This is a genomic window from Pseudomonas sp. PDM04 (genome assembly GCF_014851765.1).
GTDB lineage: Bacteria > Pseudomonadota > Gammaproteobacteria > Pseudomonadales > Pseudomonadaceae > Aquipseudomonas.
Genome location: NZ_JACVAI010000001.1, coordinates 361228 through 379178 on the forward strand (window position 1 = coordinate 361228; position 17951 = coordinate 379178).

Annotated in this window: 19 protein-coding genes; 11 read left to right on the forward strand and 8 right to left on the reverse strand. The window is 60.7% G+C overall.

Annotation, left to right across the window (positions count from 1 at the left end; translation table 11 throughout):
- Positions 1-80 precede the first annotated feature (80 nt).
- Both IB249_RS01700 and IB249_RS01705 read left to right on the forward strand, forming a co-directional pair.
- Positions 81-668, forward strand: a complete 588-nt coding sequence (locus IB249_RS01700; RefSeq protein ID WP_192301793.1) for a GNAT family N-acetyltransferase — start codon at positions 81-83, stop codon at positions 666-668.
- 89 nt (positions 669-757) lie between these two features.
- The gene (locus IB249_RS01705) at positions 758-1096 is read left to right on the forward strand and encodes a hypothetical protein (RefSeq protein ID WP_192301794.1); all 339 of its coding nucleotides are present in this window, start codon (positions 758-760) and stop codon (positions 1094-1096) included.
- 46 nt (positions 1097-1142) lie between these two features.
- On the opposite strand, the gene IB249_RS01710 is transcribed toward IB249_RS01705, so the two are convergent.
- Both IB249_RS01710 and IB249_RS01715 read right to left on the reverse strand, forming a co-directional pair.
- Positions 1143-2714: a GGDEF domain-containing protein gene (locus IB249_RS01710; RefSeq protein ID WP_192301795.1), complete on the reverse strand. Its 1572-nt coding sequence runs from the start codon at positions 2712-2714 to the stop codon at positions 1143-1145.
- A gap of 164 nt (positions 2715-2878) precedes the next feature.
- Entirely contained in the window at positions 2879-4606 is a 1728-nt protein-coding gene (locus IB249_RS01715; RefSeq protein WP_192301796.1) for a L,D-transpeptidase family protein, read from the reverse strand.
- Positions 4607-4687: 81 nt separating this feature from the next.
- Between IB249_RS01715 and IB249_RS01720 the strand changes: the two genes are divergently transcribed.
- The 4 genes from IB249_RS01720 (at position 4688) to tal (ending at position 8546) form a co-directional block, all read left to right on the forward strand.
- Positions 4688-5392, forward strand: coding sequence for a murein L,D-transpeptidase catalytic domain family protein (locus IB249_RS01720; RefSeq protein ID WP_192301797.1), 705 nt, complete (start codon positions 4688-4690; stop codon positions 5390-5392).
- 59 nt (positions 5393-5451) lie between these two features.
- On the forward strand, positions 5452-6237 hold the full coding sequence (locus tag IB249_RS01725) for a transporter substrate-binding domain-containing protein (RefSeq protein WP_192301798.1): 786 nt from the start codon (positions 5452-5454) through the stop codon (positions 6235-6237).
- A 192-nt stretch (positions 6238-6429) separates the two neighbouring features.
- Complete coding sequence (dusA, locus tag IB249_RS01730) at positions 6430-7416, forward strand: tRNA dihydrouridine(20/20a) synthase DusA (RefSeq protein WP_192301799.1); 987 nt, start codon at positions 6430-6432, stop codon at positions 7414-7416.
- A 203-nt stretch (positions 7417-7619) separates the two neighbouring features.
- A complete protein-coding gene (gene tal / locus IB249_RS01735) occupies positions 7620-8546 on the forward strand; it encodes a transaldolase (RefSeq protein WP_192301800.1) in 927 nt (308 codons plus the stop codon).
- A gap of 145 nt (positions 8547-8691) precedes the next feature.
- On the opposite strand, the gene rssC is transcribed toward tal, so the two are convergent.
- Together rssC and rssB are read right to left on the reverse strand one after the other, a co-directional pair.
- Positions 8692-9174 (reverse strand): anti-sigma factor antagonist RssC, encoded by a 483-nt coding sequence (gene rssC, locus IB249_RS01740; protein ID WP_192301801.1) that lies wholly within the window; start codon positions 9172-9174, stop codon positions 8692-8694.
- Positions 9174-10355 (reverse strand): two-component system response regulator RssB, encoded by a 1182-nt coding sequence (gene rssB, locus IB249_RS01745; protein ID WP_192301802.1) that lies wholly within the window; start codon positions 10353-10355, stop codon positions 9174-9176. Before rssB ends, rssC begins: the two co-directional genes overlap by 1 nt.
- A gap of 274 nt (positions 10356-10629) precedes the next feature.
- On the opposite strand from rssB, the gene IB249_RS01750 reads away from it, so the two are divergent.
- A complete protein-coding gene (locus IB249_RS01750; protein ID WP_192301803.1) occupies positions 10630-10929 on the forward strand; it encodes a PilZ domain-containing protein in 300 nt (99 codons plus the stop codon).
- 61 nt (positions 10930-10990) lie between these two features.
- Here IB249_RS01750 and IB249_RS01755 read toward each other — a convergent pair whose 3' ends face one another.
- Positions 10991-11680 carry a VacJ family lipoprotein gene (locus IB249_RS01755; RefSeq protein ID WP_192301804.1) on the reverse strand — a complete coding sequence of 230 codons (690 nt, stop codon included), beginning with the start codon at positions 11678-11680 and terminating at the stop codon, positions 10991-10993.
- A 204-nt stretch (positions 11681-11884) separates the two neighbouring features.
- On the opposite strand from IB249_RS01755, the gene IB249_RS01760 reads away from it, so the two are divergent.
- Positions 11885-12502 (forward strand): HAD family phosphatase, encoded by a 618-nt coding sequence (locus tag IB249_RS01760; protein WP_192301805.1) that lies wholly within the window; start codon positions 11885-11887, stop codon positions 12500-12502.
- 109 nt (positions 12503-12611) lie between these two features.
- Positions 12612-12875: a DUF4404 family protein gene (locus IB249_RS01765; protein ID WP_192301806.1), complete on the forward strand. Its 264-nt coding sequence runs from the start codon at positions 12612-12614 to the stop codon at positions 12873-12875.
- Positions 12876-12949: 74 nt separating this feature from the next.
- On the opposite strand, the gene queF is transcribed toward IB249_RS01765, so the two are convergent.
- On the reverse strand, positions 12950-13780 hold the full coding sequence (gene queF, locus IB249_RS01770; RefSeq protein WP_192301807.1) for an NADPH-dependent 7-cyano-7-deazaguanine reductase QueF: 831 nt from the start codon (positions 13778-13780) through the stop codon (positions 12950-12952).
- A 61-nt stretch (positions 13781-13841) separates the two neighbouring features.
- Entirely contained in the window at positions 13842-14357 is a 516-nt protein-coding gene (locus IB249_RS01775) for a plastocyanin/azurin family copper-binding protein (RefSeq protein WP_192301808.1), read from the reverse strand.
- A gap of 155 nt (positions 14358-14512) precedes the next feature.
- On the opposite strand from IB249_RS01775, the gene IB249_RS01780 reads away from it, so the two are divergent.
- Both IB249_RS01780 and IB249_RS01785 read left to right on the forward strand, forming a co-directional pair.
- On the forward strand, positions 14513-15193 hold the full coding sequence (locus IB249_RS01780) for a heavy metal response regulator transcription factor (protein WP_192301809.1): 681 nt from the start codon (positions 14513-14515) through the stop codon (positions 15191-15193).
- Entirely contained in the window at positions 15193-16542 is a 1350-nt protein-coding gene (locus IB249_RS01785; RefSeq protein ID WP_192301810.1) for a heavy metal sensor histidine kinase, read from the forward strand. Before IB249_RS01780 ends, IB249_RS01785 begins: the two co-directional genes overlap by 1 nt.
- A gap of 139 nt (positions 16543-16681) precedes the next feature.
- Here IB249_RS01785 and IB249_RS01790 read toward each other — a convergent pair whose 3' ends face one another.
- On the reverse strand, positions 16682-17926 hold the full coding sequence (locus IB249_RS01790) for a lipoprotein-releasing ABC transporter permease subunit (protein ID WP_192301811.1): 1245 nt from the start codon (positions 17924-17926) through the stop codon (positions 16682-16684).
- Positions 17927-17951 lie beyond the last annotated feature (25 nt).

The following is a 17951-nucleotide window of genomic DNA, read 5'->3' on the forward strand; positions in this document are numbered from 1 at the left end:
TTGCGCGGGTTGCGTTGGCGATTGCCAACGAGGCGTAATAGGCACCCTTACTCAACTGATCCGCCGAGAAAGAACACCTGATGGATATCACCCTGCAAGGCCACGGAATCAACCTGCGCCCGCTGCAATACCGCGATGCCGAAGCCCTGGTCCACGCCGCGTCCGATGGCGAACTGTGGAACCTGACCGTCACCGTCGTGCCCTCCCCGACCACCGTCGACAGCTACCTGAAAAAAGCCCTCGACGGCCGGGATGCCGGCACGGTTCTGCCTTTCGCCATCGTGCTGAACGACACAGGCGAAGTGATCGGCTCGACGCGGTTCTGGAAGATAGACCGGCTCAACCGCAAGCTCGAAATCGGCAGCACCTGGATCTCGGTCCGCTGGCAGAAAACCTTCGTCAACACCGAAGCCAAATACCTGATGTTGCGACACGCCTTCGAGGCACTGGGCTGCGTACGGGTGCAATTCACCACCGACGAAAACAACCAGAAATCCCGCAACGCCATTCTCAGGCTCGGGGCGCAGCAGGAAGGCATCGTGCGCCACGAGCGCATCATGCCGGATGGTCGCAAGCGCAACTCCGTAAGATTCAGCATCATTGACGACGAATGGCCGCAGGTCCGGCAGACACTCGAACACAAACTCAGGGAGGGCACGGCCCGCTGACCGGTGATGACCGCTCGTCGTCCAACCGGCACCAACTTCCCGCCCCCTCACACCAACATCAGGTACCGACTCATCTTTGGGAGACGCACTTGATGAACATCAAACTCACTTCATTATTGCTGGCGAGTCTGTTGGCCACCTCGGCGACCGCCTATGCAGCCAGCGGTGACGGCGCGGATGCCAGCGGCACCAAATCCGGATCCACAGGCGGATCGACCATGGCGCCCAACAACAACCCAGGCGAACCGTCCGGTGGCAACAACGGCGGCGGTGCTGAGGGCAAGGGCAACAATGGCGGCGCGGGCACCTCAGGCGGCAGCTCAGGCGGAACGGGCGGAACCGGGGGCGCCAGTGGCTCGGGCGCAGGTGGTGGCACCGGGGCGTCAGGTGGTGGGACCGGTGGTGCCGGAGGCGGCACCGGCAACTGATCGCACAAAAGCCCCCGTGTTACACGAGTGCGGGGGCTTGCGCGTCTCAGCGGTCGGAGCGCATCAGCTCCCCGAAAGCGCCTTCAATCGACAACACCGCCGCGCGGTTTCGCCCCAAGTGCTTGGCTTGATACAGCGCCGCGTCCGCACGCTCGATGAACACTTCAGGGCTGTCCAGGCGCGTTGGCACGAAGGCATGGCAGCCCAGGCTGACGGTCACGTGGCCACTGGGCGCGCCGCTATGGATGATGTTGCGGGCCATGACGCTGTGACGGATCTGTTCGGCAACCACCAGGGTGCCATGAATGTCGGTGTCCGGCAGCAGTACAGCAAATTCCTCGCCGCCGTAGCGCACGGCCAGATCGACCGGACGATGGCAGCAACTTTTCACAGCCCTGGCCACCTCGGCCAGGCAATGGTCCCCCGCCACGTGGCCGTAGGCATCGTTGTAGCGTTTGAAGTAATCGATATCGAGCATGATCAGGCCCAGCGAGCTGGACTGGCGGATGTCACGTCTGAACTCGATCTCCAGCGCCCGCTCGAACAGACGACGATTGGCCAACCCGGTCAGGCTGTCGTGGGTCGCGATCAGCTTCAGTTCTTCCTTGGCCTTGCGCAGATCCCGCTCGACCCGCTCGCCCACCCGCACCTGACGCACGAACACCCAACCGAACAGGCCAATACCGAGTATGACCAGGGCCACAATCAGGCTCGACTGGAAGGCCGTGTCGTACCACCCCTTGAGAATCGAATCCCTCGACGAGGCCGCCGTCACCACCAGCGGGTACGCATCGAGTTGCCGGTAGCCATGCAGGCGCACCGCACCATCGAGCACCGAACTGATCATTGCGCTGCCGGACATGGCGCCGGCCAGGTACTTGCTGAAAATCTCGCCCTTGGCCAGTGACTGGCCGATCTGCGACTCCACGAAGGGTCGCCGCGCCAGCAGTGTTCCATCGGTCAGCGCCAGGGCAATGGAGCCATCCTCATCGATGCTGAAACTTTTGAAGAACTGATCGAAGTAGGACATCTTGATGCCGGCCAGCATCACGCCCTGAAAATGGCCGTCCTTGTCGTTCACCCGCTTGGACACCGGGATGATCCATTCGCCATTGGTGCGGCTGCGAATCGCCGGACCGATGTGCGCCACGGACGACACGTTCTGCTGGTGATAGAGGAAATACTCGCGGTCAGCCACGCCTGGACCACGGGGCAGATCCTCGAATGAAGTCACGATCCACTGGCCGTTGCGGTCGAACAGGAAGATCCCGTGCAACTGACTCAGCGCCTGTACGCGCCGCGCGAACGTCTTCTGCAACAGGGATTTCTGCACCTGATCGAAACCGTCCATCTGAAGCCAGTCCGCCAGGCTGGTCAGCACCAGGTCGGCCTTCATGAACGTGTCTTCGGCCTGCTGCGCCACGGCGCGCGTCAGGTTAGAGGACGCGGCTTCGGCCACCGCCAGATCGTGCCGACGCGATTGCTCGAGTTGCAGATACAGCAGGCCGCACAGGCACAAGCACACCACGGCAATAAACAGCACCGCAGCCTTGCGCAGGGGCAGCCGTTTCAAGGCGGTACCATTGGCGTGGCGCGGGTCGTCATCGGAGATAGGCAAAAGCTCATCCTGCAAGGGCAAGGCATGGGCAGAAGGCCCAAAACCCTTAAAGGAAGCGAGCTTAGTCTACGCGTCGAGGCGCGGCAATTGTCCTTTCGACGGGCGTCACATCGCGTTTTGCAAATGTCCGCGCCGAGGCAGAAGATCCCCCCGAATGCACCTGATTACTGCCCCGCCACCGCTGCATGCAAACTCAACACAGGCGCCGGCGAAGGTCGATTCAACGCTCGCAACACGGGCGCATCGTAGCCATACACATCCGGCTTGAAAGACACGCGTCCATCATTGCCCAGGTCGACCGTCCAGTAAGCCAGCAACACCGGAACCTTCACCGGCAGCCGAATGTTCTCGGTCCTGCCGTTGGCCAACTGCTTCTGGATACCGTCGCTGTTCCACTTGACCGGGTCGTTGAACAACAGCTCCACCAACTGCAGCGGGTTTTCCACGCGGATACAGCCGGAACTGGTCGCACGGACGGTCCGGGCGAACAACTCGCGATGCGGCGTGTCGTGAAGGTAAATCGCGTAGTCGTTGGGGAAGCGGATCACCACCTGTCCCAACGAACTGTCGCGTCCGGCATCCTGGCGCAGACTGAGCCCACGCGGATGGGTCCAGTCGACGGTGGCCGGGTCCACTTCGTTGCCCTCGCGATCGATCACCCGCATCCGATTGGCGGCGAGGTAACCGGGGTTGCTCTGGATCTTCGGCAGGACGTCTTCCTTGAGGATCGTCGGCGGTACGGTCCAGGTCGGATTGAAGGTGATGTAGGAAATCTGCGCCTGGAAGATCGGCGTATTGCGCGCCGCCTTGCCGACCTGCACCCGGGAACGCCAGATCGGCTGGCCATCGCGGTACATCGCCACTTTATAACCTGCGATATCAACGATCACGAACGTGCCTTGAAGCTTGTAAAGCAGCCAGCGCGCCCGCTCCATGTTCACCCGTACCTGATCGATACGCGCTTCAACGGGCACGTTCAACGCGGCCAGGGTGTTCGCGCCGACCATGCCGTCCGCGCCCAGGTATTGCTCGTCCTGATACTTTTTCACCGCCGCCGTGACGGCAGCGTCGTACCGGGTGCCATGGAGCAGGCGCGGATCGAGAAAACCTGCCGCGACCATCCGCGCGCGCAACTGCGCGACGGCCGGTTCGTCCATGCCAGGCTTGAGCGAATGATCCACCGTCACCTTCGGCCAGCCGCCCCGGTCCCGAACACTGCGCAGTTGTGCCAGCGCCTGGCGCAATCCGGCGTACACCGCTTCCTGGGGCGGTGCCAGGGCAAAGGCTTTCGCCACGTCGTGCTCGTCCAGCGCAGCGAAAAACGCGTTGACGTCCTCCCGCGGGTCAACCCCGTTGGCATCGAAGTTCCAATGAATGTCCAGCCGTGAAGGGTCGACCTTGCCCCGTCGTAACTGCAGCAGCGCGGTGATGAAGGTATGAGTGGTCGCCAGGTCGAATGCGGCCTGCTGCTCAGGCGTGACCGGCGTGGTCTGCATCGCGGTGCGGGAGCGGACCAGCTCATCGATGCGGAAATCCGCAGGATTCAGCCCATCGGCGTCGGTCGCATTGAGACTGGCGATCAATTGTTCGACGTCGCGGTCATTGGCCCAGGCCGCGCGATAGGCGCGGTGGGTGTAGAAATCCATGACCAGGCGGCTGACATCCACACGCCGATGACGCGCCGACGTCAGCAACGGCGGGAACGCTGTTTTCAGGGGTTCCAGCGAGGCCTGGATGGCTTGCGCGACGTTGTCATCCGCAGAAGCCTCAAACACGACATTGGACGCAGATACCGGCGCAATCGGCGAAGTTTCTCCGAGCGCAGTGCCGCTGATCAGAAAGACCATAAAAAAAACACGGCTTATGACGAATAACCTTGTTAAAAGCACCATGGATAATCCTTAATCTCCCTCATTCAACGCCTGGCTTTCATCGCACTGCTAGACTCGAACTTAACATGATGAGACATCTATATGGCGCTACTACGTTTTGGCATCCTGCTGCCGGGCCTGCTGCTGACTGCAATGTTCATACCGTCAGCCTACGCCGATTCACTGGCGGCCGCCCTCATCAAAGCGGCCCCGCAAGCTGACGCCAAGGTCATCAACCTCGCCGTCCGTGCCTCGCAATGCAGCATCGCTCAAGGCGCCGCTCCTGTCCAAAGACTTGCCGTCATTGATTATTCCCTGCCTTCGACCCAACAACGACTGTGGGTGTTCGATCTAAAGAAGCGCAAATTGCTGTTTCATGAACTGGTTGCCCACGGACGCAACAGCGGCGAGAACATGGCCGTCAACTTTTCCAACCAGAATGAGAGCTTTGCCACCAGCCTCGGCCTGTATCGCACCCAGCAGAGCTACGTCGGACAGAACGGGTACTCATTGCGCATGGAAGGCCTGGAGCCAGGCTTCAACGATAACGCGTTCGACCGCGCCATCGTGATTCATGGCGCGCCGTATGTCAGCCCGGTGCTGGCGCGGGCCAATGGGCGCATCGGTCGAAGCCTGGGTTGCCCGGCCGTGCGCCCGGCCATTGCGCACAAGCTGATTGATTCCATGAAGGGCGGGCAGTTGCTGTTTTCCTACTACCCGGATCAGCGCTGGCTGAAGACGTCTTCCTACATCAACTGCGGCAGCGGGACGATGGCGACAGCGGAAAAATCGACGAGTAAACGCTGAAGCGCGATTGCGTGCACAATAAGCACCGCCCCAAAATCCATCAGGGAAGTCGGATCACAATGAAAACAAAAAAGCAGGCGCTGATTCTCGGCGCTTTGCTCGCCCTGTCGTCTGGCGTTCAGGCCGAGCCATCGCATCTGGACAGCGTCATCCAGCAAGGGCAACTGCGCGTCTGCACCACAGGCGACTACAAGCCCTATACCTTCAAGGCCGAGAACGGCGAATATGCCGGCATCGACATTGCCATGGCCCGCTCGCTGGCCGACAGCCTGGGCGTCAAGGTCGAATGGGTGCAGACCACCTGGAAAACCCTGATGCCTGACCTGGTGGCGGGTAAATGCGACATCGGCATGGGCGGCATCTCGGTCACGCTGGAACGCCAGAAAAAGGCATTCTTCAGCACCACCCTCGACATCGACGGCAAGATTCCGCTGGTACGCTGTGAGGACCAGGCGCTTTATCAGACCGTCGAGCAAATCAACCAGCCCGCAGTTCGACTGGTCGAGCCCGCCGGCGGCACCAATGAAGCCTTCGTTCACGCCTTCCTGCCCAAAGCGCAATTGAGCCTTCACGACAACGTCACCATCTTCCAGCAACTGCTGGATAAAAAGGCCGACGTGATGATCACCGACGCCTCGGAAGCCCTGTACCAGCAGAAACTCAAACCCGGCCTGTGCGCGGTGAACCCGACCCGGTTCATGCAATATGGCGAAAAGGCCTACCTGCTGCCGCGTGACGACATGACGTGGAAGCTGTATGTCGACCAATGGCTGCACCTGGCCAAGGTGACGGGCCATTATCAGAATGTGCTGGGGCAGTGGATTGCGACGCCGGAGTCCAAATAGACCGGAAGCGCTGAACTGAGCTCGTTATCCTAAGCTTCCGGCTCACAGACACGATTTAATCTGTCAGGGTTACAGGTGTGGTTCAGGTGTCGAGGTTGGTCGATGTAAAAACAGAACAAAAATGCTCACCAAACACCGCCTGTTTATCCCTGATAAACTGCACGCCTCCGCCTTCCTGATTCAGATCCCCCAATGCCTCAACGCAAAGCTACACCCTCCCGCCGCTTCTCCGTCGCCCCCATGATGGACTGGACCGACCGCCACTGCCGCTATTTCCTGCGCCTGCTCTCCAGACACGCCCTGCTCTACACCGAGATGGTCACTACCGGGGCGCTGCTCAATGGTGATCACGAGCGGTTCCTGCGTCACGATGAAGCCGAGCACCCGCTGGCCCTGCAGCTCGGCGGCAGTGTGCCGCTGGACCTGGCCGCGTGCGCGCGCATGGCCCAGGCGCAGGGTTACGATGAGGTGAACCTGAATGTCGGCTGCCCGAGCGATCGGGTGCAGAACAATATGATTGGCGCGGTGTTGATGGGGCATCCGCAATTGGTCGCCGATTGCGTGAAGGCGATGCGCGATGCGGTGTCGATCCCGGTGACGGTGAAGCATCGGATCGGTATCAACGGGCGCGACAGTTACGAGCAGCTGTGTGATTTTGTCGGCACGGTTCGCGATGCCGGGTGCACGAGTTTTACCGTGCATGCGCGGATTGCGATTCTGGAAGGTTTGTCGCCGAAGGAGAACCGCGACATCCCGCCCCTGCGTTATGACGTGGCGGCGCGGCTGAAGGCGGATTTTCCGGAGCTGGAGATCATTCTGAACGGCGGGATCAAGACGCTTGAGGATTGTCGCGAACATTTGCAGACGTTCGACGGCGTGATGCTGGGCCGCGAGGCGTATCACAATCCTTACCTGATGGCCGAAGTGGATCAGCAATTGTTCGGCAGCACGGCACCGATGATCAGCCGCGCCGAAGCGCTGGCGCAATTGCGGCCCTATATTGCGGCGCATCTCGAGGCGGGCGGCTCGATGCACCATATCACCCGGCATGTGCTGGGGCTGGGCAGCGGTTTTCCGGGGGCGCGCAAGTTTCGGCAATTGCTCTCGGTGGACATTCACAAGACCAAAGAGCCCCTGGCCTTGCTGGATCAGGCGGCGCAGTTGCTGGAGGGGCGGTAACCGCACTCTCCCGGGTCATGGCTGACCGTCGCTCGCATTGAACCTGTGCCCTGATTTGTCATCGTATCTATCGATACCGCGCCCCGCCAATCAGACAGCCGTTCCCAGGTTGTTGCCACCGGGGCCGTCGATACACACATGCGCCCTTGAGTGGCTGTCAGCGCTCGGGTAATGTCATTAGACCCACAGGACAGAGCACGCCCATGACTTCCAAGCTGGAACAACTCAAAAAATTCACCACCGTGGTTGCCGACACCGGCGACTTCGAAGCAATCGCTCGCGTCAAACCGGTTGACGCCACCACCAACCCTTCCCTGCTACTCAAGGCGGCCGCCATTCCTGCTTACGCGGAATTGCTGAACGCCAGCGTCAGCGACTGCAAGGGCGACGTGGGCCTGGCCAGTGACCGCTTTGGCGTCGCCGTAGGCCAGGAAATCCTGAAAGTGATTCCTGGGCGCATTTCCACCGAAGTGGATGCACGCCTGTCGTTCGACACGGATGCCATGTTGAAGCGTGCGCACCGTCTGATCGAGCTGTACGAAAAAGCCGGCATCGGCCGCGACCGCGTGCTGATCAAGATTGCGTCCACTTGGGAAGGTATTCGTGCTGCCGAGATCCTGGAGAAGGAAGGCATCCAGACCAACCTGACCCTGCTGTTCTCGTTTGCCCAGGCGGCGGCGTGTGCCGATGCAGGTGTGTTCCTGATTTCGCCGTTCGTGGGCCGGATCTACGACTGGTACAAGAAGGCCAACGGTAACGACTACACCGGCGCGGACGATCCGGGCGTGCAGTCGGTAACGCGCATTTACAATTACTACAAGGCCAATGACTACAAGACCGTGGTCATGGGCGCCAGCTTCCGTAACCTGGGCCAGATCGAACACCTGGCCGGTTGCGACCGCCTGACCATCAGCCCGGACTTGATCGACAAACTGGCCGCCGACACCGGCAAGCTGGAACGCAAACTGGCGCCGGGCAATGCCGGCGAAGCTCGCTTGAGCCTGAATGAAGCGCAGTTCCGTTGGTTGTCCAACGAAGATGCCATGGCCACCGAGAAACTGGCCGAAGGCATTCGTCAGTTTGCCCGGGACCAGGAGAAACTCGAGGCACTGCTGCAGGCCAAGCTGTGATCTGATTTCCCGTCATGCAAAAAGGGCGAACCCTGGTGGGTTCGCCCTTTTTTGTGGGGATCAACTCTGTGGTGTTCTTGATACCGCCATCGCGGGCAGGTCAAGTCGTCGCACCGTCGCTCCCACACTTCATCCCCTCAGGAAATCAGTGCCGCTCCAGCGCATTGACCAAGTCATGGAACGCTTCGCGGTTGGAATCGTTCAGCCCCATCAGGATCTTGTGCGCTTCGAGCACCTTGATCCGCACCACTTCTTCGGATTGATCCTGATCCGGCAGGTCGTCCAGGCATTCCGGGCACGGCACAGGCTTGTCGACGATGTTGAACACCTGCTCGAAGCCCATGGACTGCAACAGACGGGTGATGTCTTCGTGGGTGGTGACCACGGTCGGCAGCAGGCCGACCTTTTGCCGCGACAGGATCGACAGCTTGGCCAGCAGGCCAAGGGTGGTGCTGTCGATGCTGCGGGTTTCGGTCAGGTCGATCACGATCGCGTTGAAATTCAACGCCGTGAAGATCCGCTCAATAGTCGCATCCAACGCCGAACACAGGGTCAGGCGAACTTCACCGACGAACTTCAGGACGAAGGTGCCGTCCTGCTCGGCGAACTGGATTCTACCGGTACTCATCAAAGATTCCTGCTCAACACCAACAGGGCGATATCATCCGGCATCTCCCCCAGCGTGGCCAATCCAAAAACCTGCCGCAGCCCATCCAGGGTGCCGCCCGCTGCCTTGACCCGCTGGGGCAAGGCCGCTTCTTTCTCTTTGAGTGTCGGTTCCGGCAAAAGGTCCAGAATGCCATCAGACATCAGCGTCAGGCTGAACGTCGGCGGCAGCTCCAGCACGTGGTCTTCGTAGGTGGCCTCATTGAAGAGGCCCACCGGCAGGCCACGCCCTTCCAGATAACGGACACTGTCTGGCGTGTACAACACAGGCAACGGCAAATGACCACCGATGCTATAGGTCAACAAACCTGTCTCCTCGTCGATGACTCCACCGACCATTGTGACGTGTTTACCCAGCTTACAACTGATCAGGCCCCGGTTGATATGACCAAGGACCTCGGAAGGCTTGAATTCCGGCAATGTGCCGTTGCGCTTGGACTCGAACAGCAAGCGCGTGGTCATGAACTTCAGTAGCACGGTGACGAAGGCTGAAGAAGCGCCATGCCCGGAAACATCCGCCAGGTAGAACGCGACCCGACGCTCGTCGACCCGGAAGTAGTCGACGAAATCACCCGACAGGTACAGCGACGGGATGATCTGGTGTGCAAACTTGAATTCGTCGGTGGTCCATGGACTGACCGGCAACATGTTCATCTGCACCTGGCGACCGGCGTTCTGGTCCTCCTGGAGCAGGTTCAGGCTGGCTTCAAGCTCACGATTGGCCTTTTCCAGCTTCTCGCGGTAGCGCTGGTTTTCCAGCAACAGGCGCGCACGATCCAGGGCCCGGCGTACGGAATGCTCGAGCACGGCCAGATCTTCTAGAGGCTTGATCAGGTAATCCGCCGCGCCCAGGCGCAGCGCCTCGACCGCGTCATTCATCACGCCGGCACCGGACACCACGATAACCGGTGTTTGCGGCGACCGCTCGGTGACCTGGCGGATGAGTTCGAGTCCGCCCATCTGTGGCATGCGCAGATCGCAGATGACCAAGTCGGGCTTGTCTTGCTCGAATACCTGAAGACCCTGCTGGCCATTGCCGGCCTGCAGGACGCTGAAACCACTGTCTTCCAAATAGGCGGCGAGGCTCGCGCGCACTACCTCGTCATCATCGATTATCAGCAGCGTGGCACTGGTTTTTGGCATGTGGGCAAACGGCGCCAGAATTAGGTTGGCGTAGCAGGCTGGGGTTGTCCCGGCTCACACTACTGGATTCGCTTTCTAGCCTCTCTGCCGCACCGCTTTCGGGCATTGACCCTACTCGCCGGCACACCAGAGGTGCCCTTCTAAGGCGCAGACGGTACTCCCATCCGCGGGGCGTTTCAAGCTCACGCCGATGGTCGCTTGACGTCTTTACTTGTCAAATCACCGGGAGTTATAAGAACAGGCAAAACCGTAACCCAATGGAAGGACGATGCCCATGAGTCGAACCGATCGGGACTACAGCGAAAAGCGTGATTTCATCCGCATGCGGGTCGATGCCGATATCGCGCTGATTCATCAGGGAGACGAGATCGCAGCCGTCTGCGTCGACCTTTCCAGCAGTGGCATGCAGGTCCAGGCGCCCCGTTCATTTGCGGTCGGCGACCGCCTCAGCGTGCGCATAGAGTCCGATCACGCTGCGCTCAAGGGCCTCGAAGCCGACACCGAGGTGGTGTGGGTAAAAGCACAGGACGGCGGTGCGCAGAAACTCGGGCTTACAATCCTGAAGATGAAATAAACAGGATCCAGAACGAAAAAGGCGGCCGATGGGCCGCCTTTCTCATGTTTACCGGTCGAAATCAGAAATCGTCTTCGACCTGGCCATCCTTCACTTTGAATTCGCGGTTCTGCAGGTACGCATTGCGAATGAAGGTGTACTTGTCGCCGCTGATCAGCTTCTCGCTGGACAGCAGACTGGCGCGGGTATCCACGATGTTCAGGGCGAAGATCGAATTACGCACCGGCACGTCGTTGATGTACCGGTAAGGGCCGGTGTAGCTGTCGACGAACCTGGCCGGCGCATCGCGCAGGGTGCTTGGGCCCAGCAGCGGCAACATGACGTAAGGACCGCTTCCTACACCCCAGTAGCCCAGGGTCTGACCGAAATCTTCGTCGCTGCGGTTCAGGCCCATGTGGGTGCCGACATCGAAGAAGCCGAGCAGGCCGAAGGTGGTGTTGAAGATCAGACGTGCAGTATCAACGCCTGCGGCAGCCGGTTTGGCTTGCAGGATGTTGTTGGCAAGGTTGGTGACATCACCCACGTTGCGATACATGTTGTGGATGCCGTCTTCGAGAAACTGCGGGGTCACGGCCTGGTAACCCTGGGCAAGCGGCTTGAGACCGTAGGTGTCGATGAAGTCGTTGAACTGGAAGATCGGACGGTTAACGCTTTCCCAAGGGTCGTCTTCCGAAGCTGCCTGGGCAGCGAACGGAACCAGCATGACGCTGGCGCACACACAAAGCTGAGCTAGATGATTGCTCCAGCGCATAAAAAACTCCTTGGGGTTTGTACGGGGCGCAGGCCTCTTGGCCCAGGCATCAAGCTGCTTAGTATAAGACGGAAACGCCGCTTTAGGCAGCCTCGTGGGTGATGGCCTACGGATGATTCGCCATGACTGCCCGTGATTCACATCCCTGTCACTCAACTGTCATCGTTAACGCATAGCCTGTTTCGTTATTTCAGGGATGTTGACATGCCGCACGCCGAAGCCTTGCCCCTCGCCGCTCCGAACCTGACCGCCGTCCTGTTCGGCCTCAGCGGCTGCCTGGTGGATTTCGGCGCCCGCACGCGCCAGCACGGCGTACGTGCCGAGCATGCCGAGGTGACACCGGGCGCGCTGGACAGTGTGCTCAGCTTGCAACGACAACAGATTCCCTGTGCCTGGCTCGACGAACTCGCCCCTGCCGTCAGCCGTTCCCTGGCTGCCGCCCTGCCGGAATGGATCAAGCCATCGCAACACCCAGCAACAATCAATCCGTGGCCGGCGCCAAATGCCTGCTGGCAGGCGTTGATGGCATTGAATGTCGAGCGTCTGGATGGCTGCGTCCTGGTCAGCGGCGAACCGCGTCTGCTGCAGTCGGGCCTGAACGCCGGGCTGTGGACCATCGGACTGGCGTCGTGCGGCTCGCTCTGCGGGCTGGCGCCCAACGAATGGCAAGCCCTGAGCCAGAAGGAGCGCGAACACCTGCGCGGCAAGGCCACGGTGCAACTTTTCAGCCTTGGGGTGCATTCGGTGATCGATCATCTGGGCGAGCTCGATACCTGCCTGGCGGACATCAGCCTGCGTCGCTGCAAAGGCGAAAAGCCCTGATCGAGATCATGCAGGTTGCGCACGAGTGGATTAATCTAAAGGTCAGCCATAGACCTTTGGCGCGCCGCTGCGGTCTATGCCAGTGCCTATCGATAAAAGGAAGAACGCCATGCCTGCCCGCGAATTGCAACAACAGCTCAACACTCTGCGCGAGCAACTGGAACAGAATCCCCCACTGACCGAAGTCGAGCGCGAAGATCTGCACGCGCTGATGCAGCAGATCGAACTCGAGCTTGAGCTCGAAACCAAAACCCAGGATTCCAGCGTTGCCGATAACGTGAACCTGGCCGTAGAACGCTTCGAAATCGAACACCCTACCCTCGCCGGCACCCTGCGCAACATCGTGCAGGCCCTGGGCAACATGGGTATCTGAAACCGCCGGATACAAAAAGCCCCGCCAATGGCGGGGCTTTTTCATGTCTGCGGGCTCGCTCCCACAGGGTACGGTTATTGGCGAACCAGACGATGGTTCGGTAACCGCACGTCCTCGGTGCTGCGATACGGATTGATATCCAGCCCGCCACGCCGCACATAGCGCGCATACACCGTCAGCTTTTCCGGTTTCAGCAAGCGTTGCAGGTCGAGGAAAATCCGCTCCACGCATTGCTCATGGAAGTCCGAGTGCTGACGGAAACTGACGATGTACGCCAGCAGGCTTGCATGATCCAGTGCCGCACCGCGGTACTCGACCACCACGCTCCCCCAGTCGGGCTGGCTGGTGACCGGGCAATTGGATTTGAGCAGGTGACTGTGCACGCTTTCCTCGATCACGCGCGAATCATCGCAGCGCAACAACTCCGGACGCGGATGCTCATAATCGCTGACGCTGATGTCCAGGTCGTCGATGCAGGTGCCGGGCAACGTCACCACACCTTCGGCCTCGACCTCGCGCAAGCTGCGGACCCGCACGCCCACCGATTTGCCAGCAGCGGCGGACAAATCCTTGACCAGCGTCGCTTCCAGGCTGGCGGCATCGGCAAAGGGGGTCTGGTTCAAGGAGTTCAGGTACAGCTTGAACGACTTGGATTCGATGATGTTCGGTGAATCCGCAGGAATGCTGAATTCGCCGATCGCCACCACCGGCTTGCCGGAAGGCAACAGCCACGACAGCTCGAAGCAGTTCCAGAAGTCCACGCCCTTGTACGGCAAGGTTTCAGCCGTCAGTCCCAATTCCGCCCATTTTGCGGTGCGCGGGATCGGGAACAGCAAGGACGGCGTGTACGTGGCGATGTATTCGCTGGATTTGCCCAGCGGCGAGTGTTCGGCTGCGGGATGCATGGCGGAAACCTGACTGAAGAATCAGCGGATTCTACCAGCCTTTGCCCGCGCCTTAGAGTGCTTACTGACTGACAGTCAGCTTGCCGACCATGCCCGCCTGATAGTGACCCGGGATATTGCAGGCAAACTCCAGGCTGGTCGCCTGGGTGAACGTCCAGGTCAACTCGGCAGTCTTGCCCGGCTCGACCAGCACGCTATTGGGGTCGTCGTGCTTCATTTCATGCCCCATGCCGGACATCGCACCGTGATCCATTTCCTTCATGCCGGTAGGCGTCAGCAGGCCGCTCTGCTGCATATTGAGCATTTCCTGCTGATGTCGTGCATGCATCGCCGCGTCGCCAAGGTTGAATTCGTGCAACAACTGGCCTTTGTTCACCAGCACAAAACGAACGGTTTCACCGGCCTTGATATCTATCGCCTTGGGCGTGAACGACATGTCGCCCATCACCACTTCGACGCTGCGGGTCGCTTTGGCGGCCGAGGCCGGTTCTCCGAAATCGAAACCGTGCCCCGGCGCTGCCCACAGCGGCGAACTCAACGCCAACAGACAGACCGCCATCGCTTTGCGTAAAAACATGGTCACACTCCAACAAGGTAAGGTTCAGCGTGGAAAAACCTTAGACTGCTGACGCTGCCCGCAACCTGACGAACAGATTACAACTTTGTCAGGTTGGCCTGTACCGACACCGCCCACGGTATAAAGCATCCGTCCCATTGATCCCGAGTCGCCCCATGAAACTGCTGATCGTCGAAGACCAGGCAAAAACCGGTCACTACCTGCGCCAGGGCCTGGCCGAGGCCGGATTCAACACCGAACTGGTCGCCGACGGCAGCACCGGCCAACAGTTGGCGCTGAGCGGTGATTACGCCCTGTTGATTCTCGATGTGATGCTGCCTGGCCGCGATGGCTGGCAAATCCTGCAGGCGGTGCGCAGCGCGGGCCTGGACACGCCAGTACTTTTTCTGACAGCCCGGGACGCCGTGGAGGACAGGGTCCACGGCCTGGAGCTCGGTGCCGACGATTATCTGGTCAAACCCTTCGCCTTCTCCGAACTGCTGGCCAGGGTCCGCAGCCTGTTGCGGCGCGGCAGCGCCCAACCCCAGGAAACCAGCCTGCAACTGGCGGACCTGCGCCTGGACCTGATCCGCCGCCGTGTCGAGCGCAATGGCCAGCGCATCGACCTGACCGCCAAGGAATTCTCCCTGCTGGAAATGCTCCTGCGCCGTCAGGGCGAGGTGTTGCCCAAATCGTTGATCGCCTCCCAGGTCTGGGACATGAATTTCGACAGCGACACCAATGTCATCGAGGTCGCCATCCGTCGTTTGCGCCTGAAGATCGATGACGAGTTCCCGAACAAGCTGATCCACACCGTGCGCGGCATGGGTTATGTCCTTGAAGAGCGCCCCGCCTGATGCGTCGATTGTCGTTGAGCAGCCGCCTGGCGCTGCTGTTCGCCGCCTGCACCGCCGTGGTGTCGCTGGTGGCCGGCGTGCTGTTCAGCCGCGCCAGCGAGGCGCACTTTGTCGAGCTCGACCAGCAATTGCTGGACGGCAAGCTGATGGCTTTGCGCCGGGCGCTGCCTGACCTGCAATCGAGCGGGAGCGAAGTCAGGCTGGCGGATGAACTGAGCCGTCAGGCCGACGTCTCCCTGCGCATCACCGGCAACGACGGCCAGCGCTGGTTTGACAGCTCGACGCGCCTGCCCGACAGGCTCCCGCAAACGCCAGGGTTATCCACGATCAGCCACGACGGCACCGACTACCGGGTGCTGAATGCACCACTGTCTGTCGACCAGCCGGGCTCCCCGCAACTGACCCTGTTGCTGGACATCACCCATCACCAGCATTTCCTGCAACGCATGCAGCGCCTGATCTGGCTGACCGTCGGCCTGTCCGCCCTGGCCACCGCACTGCTCGGTGCCTGGGCGGCACGCAGCGGGCTGCGGCCGTTGCGCCGCATGAGTGCGGTCGCCCGTGGCGTTTCAGCGCAATCGCTCAATGCTCGCCTGCCCGCAGAAGACATGCCGCCAGAGCTCGCGGAAATGGCTCACCACTTCAATGCCATGCTCGGACGCCTCGACGACTCTTTTCAGCGGCTCTCGGCGTTCTCCGCCGACATCGCCCATGAACTGCGCACACCGCTGTCGAACCTGCTGACTCACACCCAGGTCACCCTTACCCGCCCTCGCCCCCTCGAAGATTATCGCGAAGCGTTGCACAGCAACCTCGAGGAACTGCAGTGGATGGCGCAACTGGTCAACGACATGTTGTATCTGGCCAAGGCCGACCACGGTCTCTTGGCGCCCAGGCGCGAATCGCTGGAGCTGGCGGAAGAAGCGGATGTGCTGCTGGAGTTTTTTGCGCCACTGGCCGAGGACGCCCGGGTAACGGTGAGCCGTCATGGCAGTGCGCGCATCGACGGCGATCGCAGCATGTTGCGGCGGGCGCTTTCCAATCTGCTGGACAACGCCTTGCGCTTTACCCCGGCCGGGGGGGAGATTCGGGTACGCATCACCGATCAGGCCAAAGGCTTGAGCCTGACCGTCGAGAACAGCGGCGCCGGCATCGACGCAGCCAGGTTGCCGCGTTTGTTTGACCGGTTCTACCGGGCAGACCCGGCGCGACAGGAAGGCAGCAGCGAACATGCGGGACTGGGATTGGCGATCACCGATTCGATCGTTCGAGCCCATGGCGGGCGGATTCATTGCGAATCGGAGCAGGGGTGGACCCGGTTTGTGATCACGCTACCCAGGATGGATTGACGTACACAGGACTGGCCCCTTCGTAGACCAAGCCCGCTGCCCCATGGGGACCGAGTCGTTTACAAATGCGTATCTCGACTCGGTCAACCGTGGGAGCGGGCTTGGCCTGGGCGGCATTGCGACGAAAGCGTCTGTCGGCTTACGAATATCGAAGGGCGTGAGCCGGTTCGACCTTCGCCGCGCGCCACGCCGGGTAAACCGTGGCCAGGAAACTCATGACGAACCCCGCCGTGCAGATCAGGGCCACATCGCCCCCCTGCAGCTGCGAAGGCAGATTGCTGACGAAGTACACATCGGAACTGAAGATGTGCTGCCCGCTCACCCGCTCGACCCAGCCGACCAGCTCACTGACGTTCAGCGCGGCGATCACGCCCAGCACGCCACCGATCAACGTGCCCACCACCCCGATCACCGTCCCCTGGACCATGAAGATCGCCATGATCTGCCGGGGCGTGGCGCCGATGGTGCGCAGGATCGCGATGTCGGCGCCCTTGTCGTTCACCACCATGATCAGCGTGGCAATGATGTTGAACGCCGCCACCGCGACGATCATCAGCAACAGCAGGCCGATCATGGTTTTTTCCATTTTCATCGCGCTGAACAGGCTGCCCTGGGTGTGCGTCCAGTCGTCAGCCTTGTAGGCCGTGCCCAAACCGCCAGCGATATCGCTGGAAACCTTCGGCGCCGCGTACAAGTCCTTCAATGCCAGGCGCACACTCTGCACCTGATTCGGTTGCCAGTGCTGCATCTGCGCGGCGTCGGCGACGTGGATCAGTGCCATCGAGCCATCGAGCTCAGCCCCTACCTTGAATACGCCCACCACGTTCAAACGCTGCATGCGCGGGGTGATCCCGCCCGGCGCGGTGCTGACTTCCGGCACGATCAGAGTGATCTTGTCACCGACATTCAAGCGAAACCGTCGCGCCGTGATCTCGCCGATCACCACACCGAACTCGCCCGGCTTCAGGGCATCGAGACGACCCTGAACGATGTGCTGGGCAACGATCGACACCTTGCCTTCCAGCGCCGGATCCACGCCGCTGACCTGGATCGGCTGCATCGAACCTTTGTAGGACAGCATGCCTTCCAGTTCGGTGAACGGCACGGCGGCAGTCACTTCAGGGTTCTTCATCGCCGCCGCCGCCACCGGCTGCCAGTCGTCGATCGGGTTGACGCCGACGATCGTGGCGTGGGGCACCATGCCGAGGATGCGCGAACTCATTTCACGCTGGAAACCGTTCATGACCGACAACACCACGATCATCGACAGCACGCCGAGGGCGAGGCCGATCATCGAGGTCATCGAAATGAAGGAAACAAAGCGATTGCGTCGCTTGGCGCGGGTATAGCGCGTGCCGATAAAGATCGATAACGGTCTGAACATTCGCTGGGGCACCGTATAAAAATCA

Bases quoted from the DNA above. Each gene is read 5' to 3' on its own strand.
- IB249_RS01755 (WP_192301804.1), bottom strand. From the start codon at position 11,680: ATGCGCTGGAGCAATCATCTAGCTCAGCTTTGTGTGTGCGCCAGCGTC.
- rssC (WP_192301801.1), bottom strand. From the start codon at position 9,174: ATGAGTACCGGTAGAATCCAGTTCGCCGAGCAGGACGGCACCTTCGTC.
- IB249_RS01790 (WP_192301811.1), bottom strand. From the start codon at position 17,926: ATGTTCAGACCGTTATCGATCTTTATCGGCACGCGCTATACCCGCGCC.
- IB249_RS01765 (WP_192301806.1), top strand. From the start codon at position 12,612: ATGCCTGCCCGCGAATTGCAACAACAGCTCAACACTCTGCGCGAGCAA.
- IB249_RS01785 (WP_192301810.1), top strand. From the start codon at position 15,193: ATGCGTCGATTGTCGTTGAGCAGCCGCCTGGCGCTGCTGTTCGCCGCC.
- IB249_RS01760 (WP_192301805.1), top strand. From the start codon at position 11,885: ATGCCGCACGCCGAAGCCTTGCCCCTCGCCGCTCCGAACCTGACCGCC.
- IB249_RS01720 (WP_192301797.1), top strand. From the start codon at position 4,688: ATGGCGCTACTACGTTTTGGCATCCTGCTGCCGGGCCTGCTGCTGACT.
- IB249_RS01750 (WP_192301803.1), top strand. From the start codon at position 10,630: ATGAGTCGAACCGATCGGGACTACAGCGAAAAGCGTGATTTCATCCGC.
- IB249_RS01775 (WP_192301808.1), bottom strand. From the start codon at position 14,357: ATGTTTTTACGCAAAGCGATGGCGGTCTGTCTGTTGGCGTTGAGTTCG.
- IB249_RS01715 (WP_192301796.1), bottom strand. From the start codon at position 4,606: ATGGTGCTTTTAACAAGGTTATTCGTCATAAGCCGTGTTTTTTTTATG.
- IB249_RS01725 (WP_192301798.1), top strand. From the start codon at position 5,452: ATGAAAACAAAAAAGCAGGCGCTGATTCTCGGCGCTTTGCTCGCCCTG.
- tal (WP_192301800.1), top strand. From the start codon at position 7,620: ATGACTTCCAAGCTGGAACAACTCAAAAAATTCACCACCGTGGTTGCC.
- queF (WP_192301807.1), bottom strand. From the start codon at position 13,780: ATGCATCCCGCAGCCGAACACTCGCCGCTGGGCAAATCCAGCGAATAC.
- IB249_RS01780 (WP_192301809.1), top strand. From the start codon at position 14,513: ATGAAACTGCTGATCGTCGAAGACCAGGCAAAAACCGGTCACTACCTG.
- dusA (WP_192301799.1), top strand. From the start codon at position 6,430: ATGCCTCAACGCAAAGCTACACCCTCCCGCCGCTTCTCCGTCGCCCCC.
- rssB (WP_192301802.1), bottom strand. From the start codon at position 10,355: ATGCCAAAAACCAGTGCCACGCTGCTGATAATCGATGATGACGAGGTA.
- IB249_RS01700 (WP_192301793.1), top strand. From the start codon at position 81: ATGGATATCACCCTGCAAGGCCACGGAATCAACCTGCGCCCGCTGCAA.